Origin of the sequence: Leucobacter sp. CX87 (genome assembly GCF_018682295.1) — a bacterium.
In the GTDB taxonomy this organism is placed as follows: Bacteria; Actinomycetota; Actinomycetes; order Actinomycetales; family Microbacteriaceae; genus Cx-87.
The window spans coordinates 345,250-363,412 of sequence record NZ_JAFIRI010000006.1; the positions used below are offsets into that span (position 1 = coordinate 345,250).

Consider the following 18,163-nt stretch of genomic DNA (forward strand, 5'->3'; position numbering starts at 1 on the left):
CCCATGACCCCGCTCCCCCGCCGCAGAATCGGCACCAGCGATCTCGAGACGTCGCTGTTCTCACTCGGCTCCTGGCACGTGTACGACCGCATGCACTTCGAAGACACCGTCGAGCTGCTGCGCACCGCAATTGACCGCGGCATCACCCTCTTCGATGTCGGGGTGTACAGCTTCCCGGGCGCCCCTCCGGCGTTCACCGACGTGCTGTTCTCGGCGGCGGTCCGCGCCGCAGGGATCAACCGCGACGAGTACCTGCTGTCCGAGAAGCTCTGGCTCGAGGGGTTCGAGCCGGGCGCCGGCTTCGGTCCGCAGCTCGAGCGGGCGCTCTTTCGGGTCGGCACGAACCACGCCGACCTCGTGATCCTGGGCGATCTTCGCCGGGACGACCTCGAATTGCGCGACCTCGTCCTCGATCTCGCGCGGCTGCGCGAGGGCGGGCTCATCCGGGCATGGGGCGTGAACAACTGGTCGGCGACACACATCCAGGCCCTCATCGATATCGCGCGTGACGAAGGCGTGCCCGGGCCCGACATCGCCCAGCTCAAGTACAGCGTCTCGCGCAGGTCTATTCCCGACGGCGCACCGTTCGCAAGGCTCTGGGAACAGGGGCTCTCCATGCAGGCCTCGGACGTACTTGAGGGCGGCTATCTCGCCGGCAAGGTCAGCACCGAGCGCGAGGTCGGGCGTGACCCCGGAGGCATCAGGCAACGCATCATCGACGACGTTCCCGCGTTCGTCCGGGTCGCAGAAGACCTCGGCGCCACCCCGGCGCAGCTCGCGATCGCGTTCACGCTCACCCACCCGGCGACCGCGACCACGCTATTTGGCGCCTCAAGCGTCGCGCAGCTCGAAGCGAACCTCGCGAGCCTCGAGCTCGTCGAGCGCGTCGGCGCCGCCACGATTCGCGAGCTCGTCGCCCCGTTCCACGCCGATCTCGGCATCGTCGACCCGGAAGGCCCCTAATGTCAGACTCAACGCTCACCCTGCCGTTCGCGCTCGGCACCCCGCAGCTCACACCGGTGCCGTTCGACCCCGAGATCGCGCCCGTACTCGAAGCCATGGCGGGCATGGGGCCTGAGCTCAGCGTAGACACCCTGCAGGCGAGCCGCGCGGGCGGCCCAGCCTTCCCGAGCGGCGCCGAGATCGTCAGGGGCCGGGCGGTCACCGCTGAGGAGCGAGTGATCCCCGGCCCCGCAGGCGCCCCCGACCTCGAGATCACCATTTTCCGCCCCGAACACCCGGCCCCCGGGGCACTGCCCATCCTCGTGAACTTTCACGGCGGCGGCATGATTCTCGGCCACCGTTCCTGGGAGCACGGCCGCGTGGTCGACCTGGTCGAGCGCCACGGCGTCATCGGCGTCAACGTCGAGTACCGCCTCGCCCCCGAACACCCCTACCCCGCCGGGGCCGAGGACAACTACGCGGCGACCGCGTGGGTAGCGGCGCACGCGGCCGAGCTCGGGGGCGACGCCAAACGACTGATCGTCATGGGCGGCAGCGCCGGCGGCGCGTTTGCCGCCGCGGTCGCGCTCATGGCCCGCGACCGCGGCGAGCCTGCAATCGCGGGGCAGCTGCTGCTGTGCCCCATGCTCGACAACACGAACGCCTCCGCGGCGTCATTGCAGTACGACGGCATCGGCACGTGGACGCGCGCATCCAACCTGCTCGCGTGGAACTGCGTGCTCGGCCCTGAACTCGCCTCGAGCCCCGACGCCCCCGCGTACGCGGCTCCAGCCCGGGCGGACGACCTGTCCGGCCTCCCGCCCGCGTTCATCGAGGTCGGCGCCGCCGAGATGTTCCGTGACGAAAACACCGAGTTCGCCAGCAGGATCTGGGCCACGGGCGGCAGCGCCGAGCTGCACGTGTGGGCCGGCGCATTCCACGGCTTCGACATGTACGCCCCCGAGTCGGAGCTCGCACGCGCGGCACTTGCGAGCCGGGACTCCTGGCTGCGCCGGATCCTGAACGGAGTTGGCGCATGAGCGAGCGTTACCGCGCGGCCGAACCGGCGGCGCGGCCGACCCCGGTGCCGTACGACCCTGAACTCGTGCCCGGCCTCGAGTTCTTCCTGGATCTCGTCGAGCGGATCCCGCTTCGCGCCGACACCATCCTGGAAAATCGCGCGCACTTTGATTCGATCACGCCCCCGATCGAGGCGCAGGCGGCCGGGCGCGCGGTGACCTTCGAGCATCGGCTAATCCCGGGGCCCGCCGGCGCCCCCGACGTGGCAATCACGATCGTGCGGCCGAGCGCTGCACCCGCCGCCGAGCCCAGCCCCGCGGTGCTCGGCATCCACGGCGGCGGGTACGTGCTCGGCACGCGGTTCTTCGGAACGCCCGAACTCATCGACCTGGCCGAACGTTTCGGCGCCGTCGGCATCGGCGTCGAATACCGCCTGGCACCCGAGCATCCGGCCCCCGCCGCCGCGGAGGACTGCTACGCCGCGCTCGTCTGGATGGAGGAGCACGCGGCCGAGCTCGGCCTCGATCGCCGCCGCTTCGTCGTGAGCGGCGCCTCGGCGGGCGGCGGCCTGAGCGCCGCCGTCGCCCTCATGGCCCGCGACCGGGGCGGCCCGGCGCTCGCCGGCCAACTCCTCGGCTGCCCGATGATCGACGACCGGAACTGCTCAGTGTCGTCCTGGCAGTTCGACGGCTTCGGCGCGTGGGATCGGCACAACAACGACACCGGCTGGGACGCGGCGCTCGGAAGCGAACGGGGCACCGCGCGCGTCCACCCGCACCAGGCACCGGCTCGCGCCGGGGACCTCTCCGGACTGCCCCCGGCGTTTATTGAGGTCGGCTCCGCCGAGGTGTTCCGCGACGAGACGATCGACTACGCCAGCCGCCTCTGGGCGGCCGGCGGCCAGGCCGAGCTGCACGTCTGGTCGGGCGGGTACCACGGTTTCAGCGGCTTCTCTCCCGACGCCGTCGTCTCGCAGGCGGCGAACGCCGCGCGCGACAGCTGGTGGCGCCGGGTCCTCGCCCAGTGACCCTCGCGCCGTCCACCCCGCCCCGTCCGCTCATGAGCGTCGCCCGGGCGACCCTCGTGCTCGGGTCGCTCGAGGCATTTGGCCCGCTGTCCATGGACCTCTACCTTCCGCAGCTGCCCCAGCTCGCGGCGTCGCTCGGCACCACCGATTCACTCGCGCAGGCGACCATGTCGGCGTGCATGATCGGGCTCGGGCTCGGTCAGCTCATCAGCGGGCCGCTCTCGGACCGCTACGGCCGCAAGCGACCGCTCCTCGTCGGGGTGATCCTGTTCACCGTCCTATCCGTGGTCTGCGCGCTCGCGCCCACGATCGAGATCCTGCTGGTCGCCCGGCTGCTGCAGGGGCTCGCAGGATCCGCGGGCGTGGTGATCTGCCTCGCCGTCGCGCGTGATTTGTACTCGGGGGTTGAGCTCTCGCGCATGCTCTCCATGCTCGCCCTCGTCACGGCGATCGCGCCGATCGTCGCGCCGGTGCTCGGCGGTCAGCTCGCCCGCGTCATGGACTGGCGCGGGATCTTTGGGGTGCTCGCCGGGATCGGCCTGCTCCTGCTCGCGACCGCCTGGTTCGGGCTGCGCGAGACGCTTCCGCCCGCCCGGCGGCACAGCGGCGCGATGCTCGGCACCACCCGCACGCACCTCGGGCTCGTGCTGCGCGACCCGCTGTTTGTGACGATCATGCTCGCCTCGGCCGCCGGCGGGGTCGCGTTCTTCTCGTACCTGTCGATGTCGAGTTTCGTCGTGCAGGATCAGTACGGCCTGAGCGCACAGGCGTTCAGCCTCGTCTTCGCCGCGAACGCGATCGCGCTGATGTTCGGCGCCCAGATCAGTCGAATGCTCGTGCGCCGGGTCGGTCCGCTCCGCATGTATCTCGCCGGCCAGAGCGCCGGCGCCCTGTCCGCCCTCGTGCTGCTCGGCGCCGTGCTGCTGGGCGCCCCGGCGATCGTGGTGCTGCCACTTCTGGGGTTCACCCTCATGAGCTCGGGGCTCGGCGGCCCGAACGGTAACACCCTCGCGCTCGGCGATCACGGCGCTCATGCCGGCACCGCCTCGGCCGTGCTCGGAATGTCCTCGTTCACGGTCGGCGCGCTCGTCGCCCCGCTCGTCTCGCTGGGCGGGGTCGACGCGCACACGCTCGCGACGACCATGGCGGTCGGATCCGTCGTTGCGGCGCTGCTCGGGATCCTCGTGGTGCGCCCGCTCGCGCGGCGCCGTTCGATCGTGTAGGTCGACCGGGCGGCGGTCACTCGGCACGTCTGCGCGGCCAGCGCACCGGCGTGCCGAGTGAACGGTGCCGAGCAAACCGGCGAAGGAGTGGGCGCCGAAAGATAGCTCCCGCCGCAGACTGGCCCTACGCCGCCTGTTCCTCGCGCAGCGCAAGCCAGGCGCGCCGGCGCTCGGCCTGCTGCGCTGGGTCGGCGACGGGCGACGCCATCAACAGTCGCTGGCTGTACGGGTGCTGCGGCGCGCTCGTCACGAGCTCGCTGTCGCCCTGCTCTACGAGGTCGCCGCGGAAGAGCACCGCGGTGCGGTGGCAGATGCGGCGCACGACACCGAGGTCGTGCGAGACAAACAGGTAGGCCACCCCGGTGTCGCGCTGCAGGTCGATCAGCAGGTCGAGCACGGTCGCCTGGGTCGTGAGGTCGAGCGCGCTCACCGGCTCGTCGCAGATGATCAGGCGCGGGCGGCGCACGAGGGCGCGCGCGATCGCGATGCGCTGGCGTTGCCCGCCCGAGAACTCGCTCGGGAAGCGATCAATCACGCTGCCCGGCAGGTTCACGCGCTCGAGCATCTCGCCGACCGTGGAGCGCGCTTCCGCCCCGCCGACACCGGCCGTGATGAGTGGCTCGGAGAGGATGTCGCCGATCGTCATCATCGGGTTCAGCGAGCCGTAGGGGTCTTGGAACACGACCTGGATGTCTGCGGCCAGCGCCCGGCGCTCGCGTCGACCGAGGTGCGTGATGTCACGCCCGTCGAACTCGATCCTGCCCGAGGTGACCGGAGCGAGGCCGAGGATCGCCTTGCCGAGGGTCGACTTTCCGGATCCTGACTCGCCGACCAGGCCGAGGCATTCGCCGGCGCCGATCTCGAGGGAGACCCCGGAAAGCGCCCGAAACGGCGCACGTTTGGAGCCGTACTCGACGACGAGGTCGTCGACGCGCAAGAGCGGGGCGGTGGGAGCGCTCATGCGCGGGCCTCCTGGGGTTCGTCAGCGGCAGGGGAAAGTGCGGCGAACTCGCGATCGAGCTGGGCGCGGCTCGCGGCGTCGTCGAGTGACGCCGCGATGAGCTCGCGGGTGTAGTCGTTCTCTGGCTGCGCGAAGATCGGGCCGACATCGTCAATCTCGACGATCGAGCCGTTTCGCATCACGACGACTCGGTCGCAGAGGTCCGCGACGACGCCGAAGTTGTGGGTGACGATCACGAGCGCCATCTGGTACTCCTGCTGCAGCTCGCGCAGCAGCTCGAGCACCTCGGCCTGCACGGTGACGTCGAGGGCGGTCGTGGGCTCGTCCGCGACGAGCACCGAGGGCCTGCCCGCGATCGCGCCCGCGATGAGGACGCGCTGCGCCATGCCGCCCGAGAGCTCGTGCGGGTAGGCACGCATGACGCGCGCGGGGTCGGGGATACCGACCTTCGCGAGCATCTCCAGCGCGCGGGCCTTGGCCTCGGCCCGCTTCATCCCGTGCACCGCCCGCAGCGGCTCGGTGAGCTGGAAGCCCACGGTGAACGAGGGGTCGAGGTTCGTCATCGGCTCCTGCGGGATGTACCCGATCTCGTGGCCGAGCAGCTGGGCGCGGTCGCGTGTGGAGAGCCGGGTGACTTCCTCGCCACCAATCCAGATCGCGTCGGCGGTGGCGACGCCCGATTTCGGGATGAGGTCGAGCATCGAGAACACCGTCTGCGACTTGCCCGAGCCAGACTCCCCCACGATGCCGAGCACCTCGCCGGGCGCGACATCGAGGGTGATGCCGTGCACGACTTCGACCTCCCCGTCGGGCGTCTCGTAGTGCACCCGCAGGTTCTCGAGCCGCACCGCCGAGTCGACGGCGGCGTATGCGATCGATCCGGTGGCCGTCGTGGCGGGCGCGGCAGCACGCGCGGCCTTCGCGCGGGCCAGCTCGCGGCGTTGACGGCGCGACACCACGGGGGTCTTGACGCTGATCACCTCGGCGAGGGTCGAGCCGAGCACCGCGAGGGCTGCGATGGTGATGCCGAGCGCGAGCGAGGGCCACAGCAAGAGCAAGGGGTCGGTCCGCATGACGCGGAACCCCTCGTTCATCGCGGCGCCCCAGCCGGGCGTTGTGCCTCCCCCGATGCCGAGGAACTGCAGGCCGGCTTGCATACCCATGGCCATTCCGGCGGTCAGCGCGGTCTGAATGACAATCGGCGCGGTCACCGCGCGAATCACGTGCCGGGCCATGATCCGGGCGTCCGACAGCCCCGCCACCTTCGCGGCGTCGACGTAGGCCTCGCCCCGCACCATGAGCACGGTTGAGCGAGTGAGCCGGAAGTAGCCGGGCGCCATAAATACGCCGACCGTGATCATCAAGAGGGTGAAGTCGTTGCGCGTGGTGGAGGCCACGATGAGCAGGATGATCATGCCGGGAACGGCCTGCAGGCCGTCGCTGATCCAGGTGCCGATGCGATCGGTCGCGCCGCCGTAGTAGCCGGCAATCAGTCCCGACGGGACGCCGATCACGAGCGAGGTGACGATGGCGACGAGCGCGCCCCAGAGGGTGGACTGCGTGCCGAAAATCAGGCGGCTCAGCACGTCGCGGCCGGTCGTATCGCCGCCCAGCCAGTGCTCAGCACTCGGCGCGGCTCGGCTCAGCGCGAGATCCACGAAGTTCGGGTCGTGCGGGGCGAGCAACGGCGCGAAGACCGCGACGAGCACGACGAGCAGCAGCACGGCGGACGAGATGGCCCCGGCCGGGCGGCGGAGCACTTGGGAGAGCGTTGACCCTCGGGCGGAGCGGCGGGGATCGATCGAGTCAGTCAGCGGGGCGGTCATTGCACACGAGCCTTCGGGTTGATCCAGCCGAGCAGGAGGTCGAGGAGGAAGTTCACGATCACCACAAACACGACGGTGATGACGGTGATGCCGAGCAGCATCGGGATATCGCCGTTCTGCGACGAGCCCTGGGTGAGGGCGCCGATGCCGGGGAGGGCGAAGATCTGCTCGACGATAATGGCGCCACTGAGCAGCCCCACGAACATGAGCGCGAGGATGGTGAGCGAGGCCGGCGCAGCGTTCCGCAACAGGTGCATGATGAGGCGCCACTGGGGCAGTCCCCTGCTGCGGAGGGTCCGCATATAGTCCTGCTGGTCGGCCTGGATGATCGCGTTGCGCAGTTGCTCGGCGATCATCACGATGGCGCCGAGGGCAAGGGCAATCGCGGGCAGTGTGATCGAGCCGAGCCAGCCGCTCACCGACACGGAGGGCTGCACGTATCCCACCGCGGGGAACCACTTCAGCTGCACGGCGAAGATCATGACCAACACGAGCGCGACCCAAAACCCGGGGAGGGCGAACAGGATCACGGCGCCCGCCTTCACGAGCTTGTCGATGACCGTCCCGGGGCGCAGGCCCGCGACGACGCCGAGCACGCCGCCCAAGATGGCGGACAGCAGGATCGACACCGAGACGACCGAGAGTGTTACTGGGAGCTTGATCGCGATCTGGGCGGCAACCGGCTGGAAGTTGCGCCATGAATCACCAAAACTCCCCTGCGTCAGCAAGGTCGTGACCCAGTCCCAGTACTGCACGAAGACCGGTCGATCGCTGCCGATCTTCTCGGCCAGCGCGGCCTGCGCCTCGGGCGTTGCCGCGCTTCCCAGCAGCCCGAGGGTCGGATCGGGAATGGCCGCGTGCGCGAGAAAGAACGTGCCGGTCGCGACGGCGAAGAGCAGGATCACCCCGGAGATGAGCCGCTTGAGCGTGAATCTGAGCATCGTCGCTTCCTCGATCCGATCGAACATGAAGAGGGATGCGGTGGGCCGCCGATACGGGGCGACCCACCGCGGTGTCGGTCGTTAGCCGACGAGGTTGATGTTGCGCAGGCCCGGGAACATCGTTCCGGTCAGCGGCGTCACCGTGAACTCCTCGGTGGAGATGTAGGAGTTGTTGGACTGGTACCAGACCGAGAACCAGGCCTCGTCAGTGACGAGCGTGTTGAGCTTCTCGATCTCACCATTCTGCTCGTCGCCGGGGGCGGCGGCGAACACCGCGTCCACCTGCGCCTGCACCTCGGGGAATGCCTCGGTGCTGGGGTTCGGGTTGTACCACTGGGGGTTCGCGATCTGGCGCTCGACCGTGGCGACCGGGTTGGCGTCCATCGAAATCACGCCGATGAACATCGGGTAGGTCGGGGCGTTGCCCATGTAGTCCATGAACTGGTACTCGTCCCAGGTGACGGTGATGCCGAGCTCACCAAAGACCTGCTCGACCGTGGGCTGCCACGCCTGGAACGGGCCGGCCATCGGCATCGTGACGTCGAAGCCGTCTGCGTACCCGGCGTCGGCGAGCAGCGCCTTCGCCTGCTCGATGTTCGCGGCGTACTGGTCGTTCAGCTTCGGCAGGTTGCCGACGGTGCCGTCCGGGAAGACCTGGTTCGTGTGTACGCCCGCGTCTTGACCGATCGCGGCGAGCAGTTCGCCGCCGTCAAACGCGTAGTTCAGTGCCTGGCGCACGCGGACGTCGCCGAGCGGCTTGAGCTTGTCACCCGTGCGGTCGGTGAACTGCAGGCCGACCCATGAGGCGACGCCCGAGCTGACGTTCCAGCCGTTGTCCGCTGCCATGTCGATGCCGGTCTGATCGCCGTAGATGACGTTGAACTGCCCGCCCTCCATGCCGTTCAGCATGGCGGTGGGGTCGCTGAGCGGCGAAATCACGAGCGGGTCAAACGGGAACTTCGTAGAGTCCCAGTGATCGGCAACCTTGTCGAAGTGATACTCGGCGCCGGGCACCGAGGCCGCGCCCAGCGTGTAGGGGCCCGAGCCGACCGGGGTCGTCGCGAGGCTGCCGTCCGCAATCGCCGCGGGCGACATCATGTAGCTGCGGCCGAGTCCCATGAAGTACAGGATCGTGTCGTCGCGCTGCGTGAGCGAGATCTTGATCGTGTCCTCGTCGACCGCCTCAAACTTGTCGACCTTCGTGTACGCCTCTTGTGAGCGCACCCCGGCCTTGAGGTAGTCGAGACTCGTCACTGCGGCCGCCGCGTCGAACGCCTCGCCGTCCGAGAACTTCGCGTCGGTGCGCAGGTCCATGGTGATGGTCTTGAAATCCTCCGACACCTCCCACTTCGTCGCGAGTGCCGGTTGCGGCTGCCCCGACTCGTCCAGCACGAGCAGCGGATCGTAGATAGCCGACAGGTACGGGCCATCGAAGCCGATGTCCGCGAGCGCGGGATCCCAGGAGGTCACGTCGAGGAAGTTGCCGATATTGAGCGGCGCGACCGTGGCCGCGTCACCCGACCCGTCGGAAGCCCCTGCGTCACCCCCCGAGCACGCGGTAAGGGCAAGGGCCGCCACGGCGACTACGCCGAGGCCTGCGAGTGCTTTCTTCATGTTTTCTACTCTCCATTGAGCCGGTGATGGGGGCGAAGACGCGCCTCTGGTGTTCAACGGTTCCCGCTGATCCTACGGATCCCGGGCCGCCTCCCGATGCCTTCGGGTGCGTCGTCCCGGTAATTCTACAAGTGTTGACAAGAAGCGCAAGCGCGGGATCGTATACAATTCGGTAACGAACGGATTCGAGTCTCCGCAACGCCGCGGATCACACAGGATGAAGTGAGCACCAATGCCCCAAATCACGCACCGCGCAGCGCCGCCGGTTGCCATTACCCGCACCGACAGCTTCGCCGCGTTCCGCGCGGCCGCCTCGTCTTCCTTCGTGCCGCTGAACATCACCGCGCTGACACGCGCCTCCGCGAACCGTCCCTTCACCGCGCGCCTGCGCACGGCCGCCAGCGAGGGCATCGGCTTCACCGAGGTCACCGCGGGCGCCCATGTCGTCGACCGCTCCGCCGAACAGATCGCCGAGGGCGGCTCGGACTTCTACAAGGTCGGCTTGCTCCTGCGGGGATCCGGCATGCTCACGCAAGACAGCCGCGACGTCGTGCTGCAGCGCGGCGACCTCGTCGTCTACGACACGGCGCGACCCTACACGCTCGTCTTTGACGAGGACGTGAGCAACTTCGTCATGCTGATCCCCAAGGATCGCCTCGACCTCCCTACCCCACTCATGGACCAGCTCACCGCGATGTCGCTCGCGAGCGGCAGCAGCCTCTCGAACATCGTCTCGCCCTACTTGGCCCAGCTCGCGAGCCACCTTGATCGAGTGAACGGCTCGATCGGGGCGAAGCTTGCGCGGCACAGCGTCGACCTCGTCGGCACCCTGTTCGCGAGCGTGCTCGATCTCGACCACGAGGCGCAGGATCCGCGCCAGGTGCTCATGCGTTCGATCCGCGAGTACATCGAGTTGCACCTGGGCGCCCCCGACCTCGGCCCCGGCACCATCGCCGCGGCGCACTACATTTCGACCCGTCACCTCCAGGGCCTCTTCCACGAGCAGAACACGACCGTCTCCACCTGGATCCGCGCCCGCCGGCTCGATCGGTGCCGCGAGGACCTGCTCGATCCCGTGCACCGCACCCGACCGATCGCCGCCATCGCCGCGCGGTGGGGCTTCGCCGACGCGGCGCACTTCAGCCGCATCTTCAAGGCGCATTTCGGCGAGAGCCCGAGCGAGCTGCGCGCTCGCTAGCGGAACTTCTCCACTTGTCGGGGAACGAAGACCGATTGCTCTGATCGGCACGAAGACCCCCGCGGCCTTGAACGGATCGGGCGCAGCACGAACCATGGGCACATACCGTCGACCAGAGTGGGTCGGCGCGTCTGTCCCAGAGGATTCCTGCAATGCCGCAGCCGTACCATTTGCCCGCCACCGCCAGCCAGGTGGTGTTCCCCGCCGCGGGCGTGGTCGAGTTTGGCCGCAAGCCAGTACCGGCGCCCGGCCCGGACGACGTCCTCGTGCGCGTCGCCCTCGTCGGCGTCTGTGCCACTGACCTGCACCTACTCGCCGGCCACATCGGCGACCCGTTTCCACTCGTCCCCGGTCACGAGTTCGTCGGCGTCGTCGCCGCGCTCGGCGCTGCGGCGGCGCGCGATCGCCGCCTCGCCGTGGGCGATCGGGTTGCCGTCGAGATGCTGCTGCCGTGCGGGCGTTGCCCCCGCTGCCGCGAGGGTCGCTACAACCTCTGCGATCTCGACGACGGCGCCGCGGGCCTGCCCCGCGGTCGCCAGATGGGCGTGAACATCCCCCGCACAGTCGCGCCCGGCCTCTGGGGCGGGTACTCGGACGTGCTCTTCGTCCCGCGCGAGGCGATCGTGCACCGGCTGCCTGAGGGCCTCGAATGGAACCGCGCGGTGCTCACCGAGCCCCTCGCGGTCGCCTATCGCGCACTGACCCGAGGCCGCGTCCGCGCCGGCGACACCGTGGCCGTCGTGGGCCCCGGCCCGGTTGGTCTGCTCGTCGCTGCGGCCGCCGCCGACGCAGGAGCCGCGCGCGTCGCCATGATCGGCACACGGTCCGAGCGCCTCGCACTCGCGCTGGAGCTCGGCGCCGACACGGTCATCAATAGCCGTGAGACCGACCCCGTGGCAGCACTGCACGACGCGTTCGGCGGCGGCGCGGACGTCGTGATCGAGATGGCCGGGGTGACGAGCGCGCAACAGCAGGCCGTGCGCCTGGCCCGCCGGGGCGGCCGCGTCGTGCTCGCCGGCGCATGCGGTGCCGCGGCGCCCGTCACGTTCCTCGCCGACGAAGATCTGCTCACCCGCGAGATCGACCTGCTGCCCTCGTTCCTGTCTGCCGGCGGCTTCGAACCCGCCATCGCGTTCCTGGGCCGCAGCACCCTTCCGGTCGAGCGCATCGTCACCCACCGGTTCGCCCTCGAAGACACCGAGGCCGCGTTTGTGACGGTGAGCGAGCGGGCCGACGGCGCCCTCAAGGTCGTGCTCGTGCCCGGCGACCCGCCCGAGGACTGGTAGCCGCGCCTCCCCCCTGATTTTCTGCCCCCTACCCGAAAGGAGCTCATCGATGAGCACCACCACCTCTGCCGCACCGTCGCAGGCGCCGCTCACGGCACCCGACGAGTCCGAGTGGCGAACGTACGACGAGTTCGCCGCCGGCATCGACACCTATCGCCTGCCAAACGTCGATCTCGCGGGGACCGCGCTCCGCCTCACCCTGCAGGACGGCACGACGCTGTCGCTCGACTTCGACGCCGCGACGGTGCGCTGGTCGGCGGCCGGCGGGATCGAAACTTCGGGCACCCTTGTCGACCCGTACGACGCGGTGCGGGTGCGCGAAGACGTCGTGTTTGTGAACCTGCCGATCGAGTCGCGCGAGCGCGAGGCCATCACCATCGTGTACTCCGAGACCACGCACCGCGTCATGCTCACCCTCTCGGAAATCGCCGAGGAAGCGACCGAGGGCGTGCCCCAGGTCGGCCAGACCTTCTGGTCGGGAGTCACCGGCGCGGGCGAGCCGACGGGCGAGGTGCCCGGCCCGTCGCGCGGGCTCATCGGCATGCGCAATCTCTACCGCTATAGCCCGAACCACCTCTACGAACACGTGTATATCTCGAGCCAGCGCTACGCCTGGCAGTGCGTCGAGGGCGTGCAGCGCGGGCACGGCGATATGGACATGTCGACCGTATGGAAGTTCGCCGACGGCCTCTTCCTCTTCTGCTTCCGCGAGTTCCGGATCGCCGTGGCGAGCGTCTGGCTGCACGACCTCAGCTACCAGCTGCGGACGACGGGCATCTTCCTCGGCATCACCGGCGAGGGCAACGCAGAGCACTCGCGCGCGGGCGGCCACATCTATCCCATTGGTTCGGTCGATTACCCGGACGTGCAGCCCGTATGAGCGCGAATCAGGCACTGGTCGAGGCGCACTACGCCGCCTCCGATGCTGGCGACCTCGCCGGCATGCTCGCCCCCTTCTCCCCCGATATCGAGTGGACCGAGGCGGCGGGCTTCCCCTACGCGGGCACCTACGTCGGCCCTGACGCGGTCGCAGCCGGGGTCTTCGGCCGGATCCAGGCCGAGTTCTCGCCCTTCGTCGTGACGATCGACGCCGTGTACGACGGCGGCGTCGACGACTCGGGCCTCGGCACCGTGTTCGGCGTGGGCAACTACTCCGGCACCTACACGGCCACCGGCCGCAGTTTCGATGCCCGTGTCGTGCACGTATGGCGCGTCCGCGACGGCCAGGCCGTGGCGTTCGAACAGATCGTCGATTCCGCAGAGGTCCGCGCGGCAACCGACTAACCAGACCGCAGTACCGAAGTACCCGGCAGGCGAATGCCCCCGGTCCCCCAGCAAGAAAGGCTTTCCCATGAAACCACGTTCCTCACGTCTCGCGGCGGTCGCCGCGATGACCGCCATCTCGGCGCTCGCGCTGAGCGGCTGCGCAGGCTCAGGCGGGGGCGGTGGCGGCGAAGGCGCCCCCATCGTCATCGGCTCGGTCAACACCATCAGCGGCCCCGCCACCTTCCCCGAGGCGTCGCAGGCCGCCGCCGCGGTCTTCGACAAGGTGAACGCCGAGGGTGGCATCAACGGCCACCAGATCGAATACACCGCGATCGACGACAAGGCCGATCCTGCCAGCGCGACCGCCGCGTCCCGCGAGCTCGTCGGCAGCAAGGAGGTCGTCGCGCTCGTCGGCGGCGCGTCGCTGCTCGAGTGCGAGATCAACCAGAAGTACTACCTCCAGGAGGGTGTCATCTCGATGCCCGGCGTGGGCGTCGACACCGGCTGCTTCAACACCCCGAACATCGCCCCGGCGAACGTCGGCCCGTTCAACGACATGACGCTCACACTGCTGAACGGCTCGGAGAACCTCGGCATCGAGAACATCTGCGTGCTGCTCGAGATCGCCGGATCGACCCTCCCCGCCTACCAGGCGGGCGTCGATCGCTGGACCGAGATCACCGGCAAGGAGCCGCTATACGTCGACGCGACGCTGCCCTACGGCGGCTCGGATTACACGCCCTACATCGTGAAGGCCAAGGAGGCCGGCTGTGAAGCCATCGCGGTGAACGGCGTCGAGCCCGACGCCATCGGCCAGGTCAAGGCCGCGCAGGCGCAGGGCTGGGACGACGTGCAGTTCCTGTTCCTCACGAGTGTCTACAGCGAGAACTTCGCGAAGGCGCTCGACTGGACCGCGGGCGGCGTGCACGTGCCCGCCGAGTTCTACCCCTTCACCGAGGAAAACGAGATCACCGCCGACTGGCGCGCGCTCATGACCGAGAACGACATCCCCCTCACGGCGTTCAGCCAGGGCGGATACCTCGCGGCCACCTTCTTCGTTGAGGTCGTCTCGGGCATGGAGGGCGAGATCACCCGCGAGACCGTCACGAAGGCGCTCCAGGCGATGGAACCGATCGAGAACCCGATGCTCGGCACCCCGTACCAGGTCGGCACCAAGGAGAAGCACGACGATCTGACGGCCGGCTGGCCGATCGTGCTGAAGTCGGGCACGAACGCGTGGGAGAAGTCGGCTGACGATTGGCTGCGTCTCGACGGCTAGCGCCCGCACCACCCCGTGAACCGTGTGGGGCCGAGGCGACGCCGCCCCGGCCCCACACGGCACCGTTTTCCCCACGGAATCTTTCCCTCTAAGGAGTCCCCATGCACCACCCCTCCGGCACTCGCCGCGACTCGGGAGCCACGCGATGAACGGCGGAGCCCTGCTCCAGGGCGCCTTTGCCGGCCTGGCCGCCGGCGGCCTCTACGCCGTCATCGCCGTCTGCCTGACCCTCATGTCCCGCCTCGTCCGCGTCGTCAACTTCGCGCAGGCGGCTACCGGCATGTTCGCCGCGTTCGTCGCGGTGTGGTTCTCCACCTTCATCGGCCTGCCTGTCTGGCTCGCCACGATCGTCGGCGTCCTCGTCGGCGGCCTGCTGAGCGCCCTCATCGGCTGGATCGCGGCGACCTGGCTGTCCGAGTCTGACACGACCACGCGCTCGGCCATGACCGTCGCCCCGCTGCTGCTACTCATCTCGCTCTCGTACATCCTGTTCGGCAACAAACCGCAGCCCTTCACCCCGATCGTGTCGGGCGCCGCATTCACCATCGCGGGCGTCGTCGTCAGCTGGGTCACCGTCGTGATGGTGCTGCTCGCCGTCGCCACTGCCCTCGCCGCCGCGTTCGTGCTGCGCCGCACCTCGGTCGGCATCAAGCTGCGCGCGCTGTCCGAGCGCCCGACCACCGCTGAGCTCATCGGCATCGCGTCGAAGCCCCTCTCGATCGGCGTCTGGGCAGTGACCGGCGCCATCAGCACCATCACCATCCTGATCGCCGCCTCGTCGCAGTCAAATGACGCGATCAGCCTGTCGATGATGATTGTGCCGGCCGCGGCCGCGGCCCTGCTCGGCGGGTTCAAGCGCCTCGACCTCGCCGTCATCGGCGGCCTCCTGCTCGGCGTGCTCAGCGGCGTCGTCGCCCAGATCGAGCAGGTTGCCTTCGTGCGCAACTTCATCCCCTTCCTATTCATCGTCGTCCTGCTGCTCTGGTCGCAGCGAAAGGAGGTCTGGGATGCTGCTCGCTAACCGCCGCGCACGCCAGTTCCTGCCCGTCCTCATCGCGGTCGCCGCCATCGCGGTCGGCTGGGGATTGAGCGTCGGCCTCTCGGGGTACTACGTCTTCCTCGCCATCAGCGCCGTCACCGCGTCGATCGCGGTGCTCGGCCTCGGCATTGTGACCGGTTCGGCCGGCATGATCGCGCTCTGCCAGCTCACCTTCGCGGCCATCGGCGCGTGGGTGGTCGCCTGGTTGAGCATGCACGAGGTACCTGGCGGCTTCATCGTCTGGCTCATCATCGGCGGCGTCGTCGCCGGCTGTGCCGGGATCCTGATCGGCCTGCCAGCCCTGCGCCTGCGCGGAGTCAACCTCGCCGTCGTCACCCTCGGTTTTGCGGCAGCGGCAGACGTGACGCTGACGCAGATCCAGTTCCCGGGTACCGTCACCGGCATCGCCGTGTCGCGGCCCGAGTCGTTCTCGAGCGACCGCGAGTACTTCTTCTTCAGCATCGTCGTGCTGACGCTCTGCGCCCTCGGGGCATTCTTCCTGCAGCGCAGCCGCATCGGCAGCAGCTGGAAGGCCGTCGCCTTCTCCGAGCGCGGCACCGCCGCTGTCGGGCAGAGCGTGCGCACCGCGAAGCTCACCGCGTTCGCGGTCAGCGCGGCGCTCGGCGGCATCTCGGGCGGCCTCGTCGCCGGCCAGGTGCAGATGCCGTTCGCCTCGAGCTTCACGCCGCTGCAGTCGCTCGCGCTCTACATCCTCGCGGTGATGAGCGGCGCGTACCTCATCGACATGGCGATCTTCGGCGGCATCCTGTGGGTCGTCGTGCCCGAGCTGCTCAAGCGCTGGGGTGTCCCACAGGACTGGGGCTTCGTCGTCTTCGGCCTGCTCGGTATCCAGGCCATCACGAGCGGGTCGAGCCTGGGCGGCGCGATCCGGGGGGCCTGGTGGAAGTTCACCGCGAAACGGGCGCCCGAACGTGCGCCCGTCGAGGATCCCGGCACCACTGCGCTCGATGTGATCGCCGTGATCTCTGCCGAGGATCGGGTGCCCGAAGGCGCCCCGCCCGCGCTCGAGGTCCACGGGCTGAGCGTGCAGTTCGGTCAGCTCAAGGCCCTCGACGACGTGTCGATCACAGTGGCCCCGCGCACCATTATGGGGCTGATCGGCCCGAACGGCGCCGGCAAGTCGACCTTCGTCGACGCGGTCAGCGGCTTCCTGCCGCAGGCCACGGGCACGGTGCGGCTCGACGGCGAAGACCTCACATCGGCGCACCCGGCGCGGCGCGCGCGCAAGGGGCTGCGGCGAACGTTCCAGCAGGATCGCGTCCCCGCGCAGCTCACCGTCGAGGCGTACGTGCGCTTCGTGAGTCGGCGCCGGATCGACCGCGACGAGCTCGCGAGCGCCCTCGCATTTCTCGGCTGCCCGCCGCCGGAGACGCGGCTCTCGACGGTCGACGTCGGCACCCGGCGCCTCGTCGAGGTCGCCGCTGCGGCGCTCTCGGGCCCGAGCGTGCTCATCCTGGACGAGCCGGCCGCCGGTCTCTCGCACGAGGAACACGTCGAGTTCGGTCGACGTCTCACCCGGATCCCCGATCGCTTCGGCACCGCGATCGTGCTGATCGAGCACGACCTCGACCTGGTGCGGACCGTCTGCACCGAGCTGACGGTGCTCGACTTCGGCCGGGTGCTCGCCCAGGGCCCGCAGCGCGAGGTCCTCGAAAATCCCGCAGTCCTTGCGGCCTACATGGGAGAAGCGGAGGCAAGCGCATGAGCGCCCTCGTCATCGACAACGTGACCGTGAGTCGCGGTGCCGGGCCGGTCATCTCGGGCGTCTCGCTCGAGGTCCGCGCCGGCGAAATCACCGCCCTCGTCGGCCCGAACGGCGCCGGCAAGACGAGCCTGCTCGAGTCGATCTCGGGGGTCGTGCACCCGAGCGACGGGACGATCTCGGTCGACGGCGAGTCAATCGCCAAGTGGTCGCGGGTGCAGCGCGCGCGTCGCGGCATCGTCCACATCGAGCAGGGTCGGGCGGTGTTTCCGTCGCTCACCGTGCGCGAGAACCTCGAGCTCGTGGCCCGCGGGCCCGCCGCAATCGCGACTGCGCTCGCCTCATTCCCCGAGCTCGAAAAGCGCATTGACACCCCCACCGGCCTGCTCTCGGGCGGCGAGCAACAGATGGTGGTGCTCGCGCGGGCCTTTGCGGCGAAGCCACGGTTCCTGCTGATCGACGAGATGTCGCTCGGGCTCGCCCCCGTGGTCTTCCTGCGGATCCTGCCCGTGATTGAGCAGATCGCGAAGGAGGGAGTCGGGGTGCTGCTCGTCGAGCAGTTCACGCACCTGGCGCTCGGCATCTCGCAGTCGGCGGTGGTGGTCTCTGGCGGCCGGGTCGCCTTCAGCGGGGCCGCCTCGGAGCTCGTCGCGGACCCAGCGCTGCTCCAGAGGGCCTACCTGGGCGAGTAGGTCTGGCTCCACTGGCCCGGGCCACCGGACTCACCTAACTCACCTGGCTCACCCCACCGAGGGGTCGCAATCTGCGCCTTCACCTCACGTGAAACAACAAAAATCGTCCCCACCGTGTTTTTGTAG

At 69.2% G+C, this 18,163-nt stretch carries 16 protein-coding genes; 12 read left to right on the forward strand and 4 right to left on the reverse strand.

Going from position 1 to position 18,163, the window contains the following annotated elements; translation table 11 throughout:
- Positions 1-3: 3 nt before the first annotated feature.
- The 4 genes from KOE53_RS10810 to KOE53_RS10825 are packed head-to-tail and all read left to right on the forward strand — an operon-like array spanning position 4 to position 4,212.
- Entirely contained in the window at positions 4-963 is a 960-nt protein-coding gene (locus tag KOE53_RS10810; protein ID WP_188058471.1) for an aldo/keto reductase, read from the forward strand.
- A complete protein-coding gene (locus tag KOE53_RS10815; RefSeq protein WP_188058472.1) occupies positions 963-1,982 on the forward strand; it encodes an alpha/beta hydrolase in 1,020 nt (339 codons plus the stop codon). Before KOE53_RS10810 ends, KOE53_RS10815 begins: the two co-directional genes overlap by 1 nt.
- Entirely contained in the window at positions 1,979-2,989 is a 1,011-nt protein-coding gene (locus tag KOE53_RS10820; protein ID WP_188058473.1) for an alpha/beta hydrolase, read from the forward strand. Before KOE53_RS10815 ends, KOE53_RS10820 begins: the two co-directional genes overlap by 4 nt.
- Positions 2,990-3,021: 32 nt before the next feature.
- A complete protein-coding gene (locus KOE53_RS10825) occupies positions 3,022-4,212 on the forward strand; it encodes a multidrug effflux MFS transporter (protein WP_188058474.1) in 1,191 nt (396 codons plus the stop codon).
- Positions 4,213-4,336: 124 nt separating this feature from the next.
- Here the strand turns inward: KOE53_RS10825 and KOE53_RS10830 are convergent, their stop codons facing one another.
- From KOE53_RS10830 to KOE53_RS10845, 4 genes are all read right to left on the reverse strand, one after another.
- The gene (locus KOE53_RS10830; protein ID WP_188058475.1) at positions 4,337-5,173 is read right to left on the reverse strand and encodes an ATP-binding cassette domain-containing protein; all 837 of its coding nucleotides are present in this window, start codon (positions 5,171-5,173) and stop codon (positions 4,337-4,339) included.
- Complete coding sequence (locus KOE53_RS10835; protein ID WP_188058476.1) at positions 5,170-6,999, reverse strand: dipeptide/oligopeptide/nickel ABC transporter permease/ATP-binding protein; 1,830 nt, start codon at positions 6,997-6,999, stop codon at positions 5,170-5,172. Before KOE53_RS10835 ends, KOE53_RS10830 begins: the two co-directional genes overlap by 4 nt.
- Complete coding sequence (locus tag KOE53_RS10840) at positions 6,996-7,940, reverse strand: ABC transporter permease (protein ID WP_188058477.1); 945 nt, start codon at positions 7,938-7,940, stop codon at positions 6,996-6,998. The genes KOE53_RS10835 and KOE53_RS10840 overlap by 4 nt, the downstream gene beginning before the upstream one ends.
- A gap of 81 nt (positions 7,941-8,021) precedes the next feature.
- Positions 8,022-9,554: an ABC transporter substrate-binding protein gene (locus tag KOE53_RS10845; RefSeq protein WP_188058478.1), complete on the reverse strand. Its 1,533-nt coding sequence runs from the start codon at positions 9,552-9,554 to the stop codon at positions 8,022-8,024.
- A 232-nt stretch (positions 9,555-9,786) separates the two neighbouring features.
- On the opposite strand from KOE53_RS10845, the gene KOE53_RS10850 reads away from it, so the two are divergent.
- The 8 genes from KOE53_RS10850 to KOE53_RS10885 all read left to right on the forward strand — a co-directional run bounded on the left by KOE53_RS10850 (position 9,787) and on the right by KOE53_RS10885 (position 18,037).
- On the forward strand, positions 9,787-10,752 hold the full coding sequence (locus KOE53_RS10850; protein WP_188058479.1) for an AraC-like ligand-binding domain-containing protein: 966 nt from the start codon (positions 9,787-9,789) through the stop codon (positions 10,750-10,752).
- Between the two features lie 152 nt (positions 10,753-10,904).
- Entirely contained in the window at positions 10,905-12,038 is a 1,134-nt protein-coding gene (locus KOE53_RS10855; RefSeq protein ID WP_188058480.1) for a zinc-dependent alcohol dehydrogenase, read from the forward strand.
- 49 nt (positions 12,039-12,087) lie between these two features.
- The gene (locus KOE53_RS10860) at positions 12,088-12,918 is read left to right on the forward strand and encodes a MoaF C-terminal domain-containing protein (protein WP_188058481.1); all 831 of its coding nucleotides are present in this window, start codon (positions 12,088-12,090) and stop codon (positions 12,916-12,918) included.
- Positions 12,915-13,322 (forward strand): nuclear transport factor 2 family protein, encoded by a 408-nt coding sequence (locus tag KOE53_RS10865; protein ID WP_188058482.1) that lies wholly within the window; start codon positions 12,915-12,917, stop codon positions 13,320-13,322. The genes KOE53_RS10860 and KOE53_RS10865 overlap by 4 nt, the downstream gene beginning before the upstream one ends.
- Positions 13,323-13,389: 67 nt before the next feature.
- On the forward strand, positions 13,390-14,583 hold the full coding sequence (locus tag KOE53_RS10870) for an ABC transporter substrate-binding protein (protein WP_188058483.1): 1,194 nt from the start codon (positions 13,390-13,392) through the stop codon (positions 14,581-14,583).
- 145 nt (positions 14,584-14,728) lie between these two features.
- On the forward strand, positions 14,729-15,604 hold the full coding sequence (locus KOE53_RS10875; protein ID WP_188058484.1) for an ABC transporter permease subunit: 876 nt from the start codon (positions 14,729-14,731) through the stop codon (positions 15,602-15,604).
- Positions 15,591-17,348: a branched-chain amino acid ABC transporter ATP-binding protein/permease gene (locus KOE53_RS10880; protein ID WP_188058485.1), complete on the forward strand. Its 1,758-nt coding sequence runs from the start codon at positions 15,591-15,593 to the stop codon at positions 17,346-17,348. The genes KOE53_RS10875 and KOE53_RS10880 overlap by 14 nt, the downstream gene beginning before the upstream one ends.
- On the forward strand, positions 17,345-18,037 hold the full coding sequence (locus tag KOE53_RS10885) for an ABC transporter ATP-binding protein (protein WP_188058486.1): 693 nt from the start codon (positions 17,345-17,347) through the stop codon (positions 18,035-18,037). Before KOE53_RS10880 ends, KOE53_RS10885 begins: the two co-directional genes overlap by 4 nt.
- The last annotated feature ends 126 nt before the right edge of the window (positions 18,038-18,163 follow it).

Bases quoted from the DNA above. Each gene is read 5' to 3' on its own strand.
- KOE53_RS10810 (WP_188058471.1), top strand. From the start codon at position 4: ATGACCCCGCTCCCCCGCCGCAGAATCGGCACCAGCGATCTCGAGACG.
- KOE53_RS10815 (WP_188058472.1), top strand. From the start codon at position 963: ATGTCAGACTCAACGCTCACCCTGCCGTTCGCGCTCGGCACCCCGCAG.
- KOE53_RS10820 (WP_188058473.1), top strand. From the start codon at position 1,979: ATGAGCGAGCGTTACCGCGCGGCCGAACCGGCGGCGCGGCCGACCCCG.
- KOE53_RS10825 (WP_188058474.1), top strand. From the start codon at position 3,022: ATGAGCGTCGCCCGGGCGACCCTCGTGCTCGGGTCGCTCGAGGCATTT.
- KOE53_RS10830 (WP_188058475.1), bottom strand. From the start codon at position 5,173: ATGAGCGCTCCCACCGCCCCGCTCTTGCGCGTCGACGACCTCGTCGTC.
- KOE53_RS10835 (WP_188058476.1), bottom strand. From the start codon at position 6,999: ATGACCGCCCCGCTGACTGACTCGATCGATCCCCGCCGCTCCGCCCGA.
- KOE53_RS10840 (WP_188058477.1), bottom strand. From the start codon at position 7,940: ATGCTCAGATTCACGCTCAAGCGGCTCATCTCCGGGGTGATCCTGCTC.
- KOE53_RS10845 (WP_188058478.1), bottom strand. From the start codon at position 9,554: ATGAAGAAAGCACTCGCAGGCCTCGGCGTAGTCGCCGTGGCGGCCCTT.
- KOE53_RS10850 (WP_188058479.1), top strand. From the start codon at position 9,787: ATGCCCCAAATCACGCACCGCGCAGCGCCGCCGGTTGCCATTACCCGC.
- KOE53_RS10855 (WP_188058480.1), top strand. From the start codon at position 10,905: ATGCCGCAGCCGTACCATTTGCCCGCCACCGCCAGCCAGGTGGTGTTC.
- KOE53_RS10860 (WP_188058481.1), top strand. From the start codon at position 12,088: ATGAGCACCACCACCTCTGCCGCACCGTCGCAGGCGCCGCTCACGGCA.
- KOE53_RS10865 (WP_188058482.1), top strand. From the start codon at position 12,915: ATGAGCGCGAATCAGGCACTGGTCGAGGCGCACTACGCCGCCTCCGAT.
- KOE53_RS10870 (WP_188058483.1), top strand. From the start codon at position 13,390: ATGAAACCACGTTCCTCACGTCTCGCGGCGGTCGCCGCGATGACCGCC.
- KOE53_RS10875 (WP_188058484.1), top strand. From the start codon at position 14,729: ATGAACGGCGGAGCCCTGCTCCAGGGCGCCTTTGCCGGCCTGGCCGCC.
- KOE53_RS10880 (WP_188058485.1), top strand. From the start codon at position 15,591: ATGCTGCTCGCTAACCGCCGCGCACGCCAGTTCCTGCCCGTCCTCATC.
- KOE53_RS10885 (WP_188058486.1), top strand. From the start codon at position 17,345: ATGAGCGCCCTCGTCATCGACAACGTGACCGTGAGTCGCGGTGCCGGG.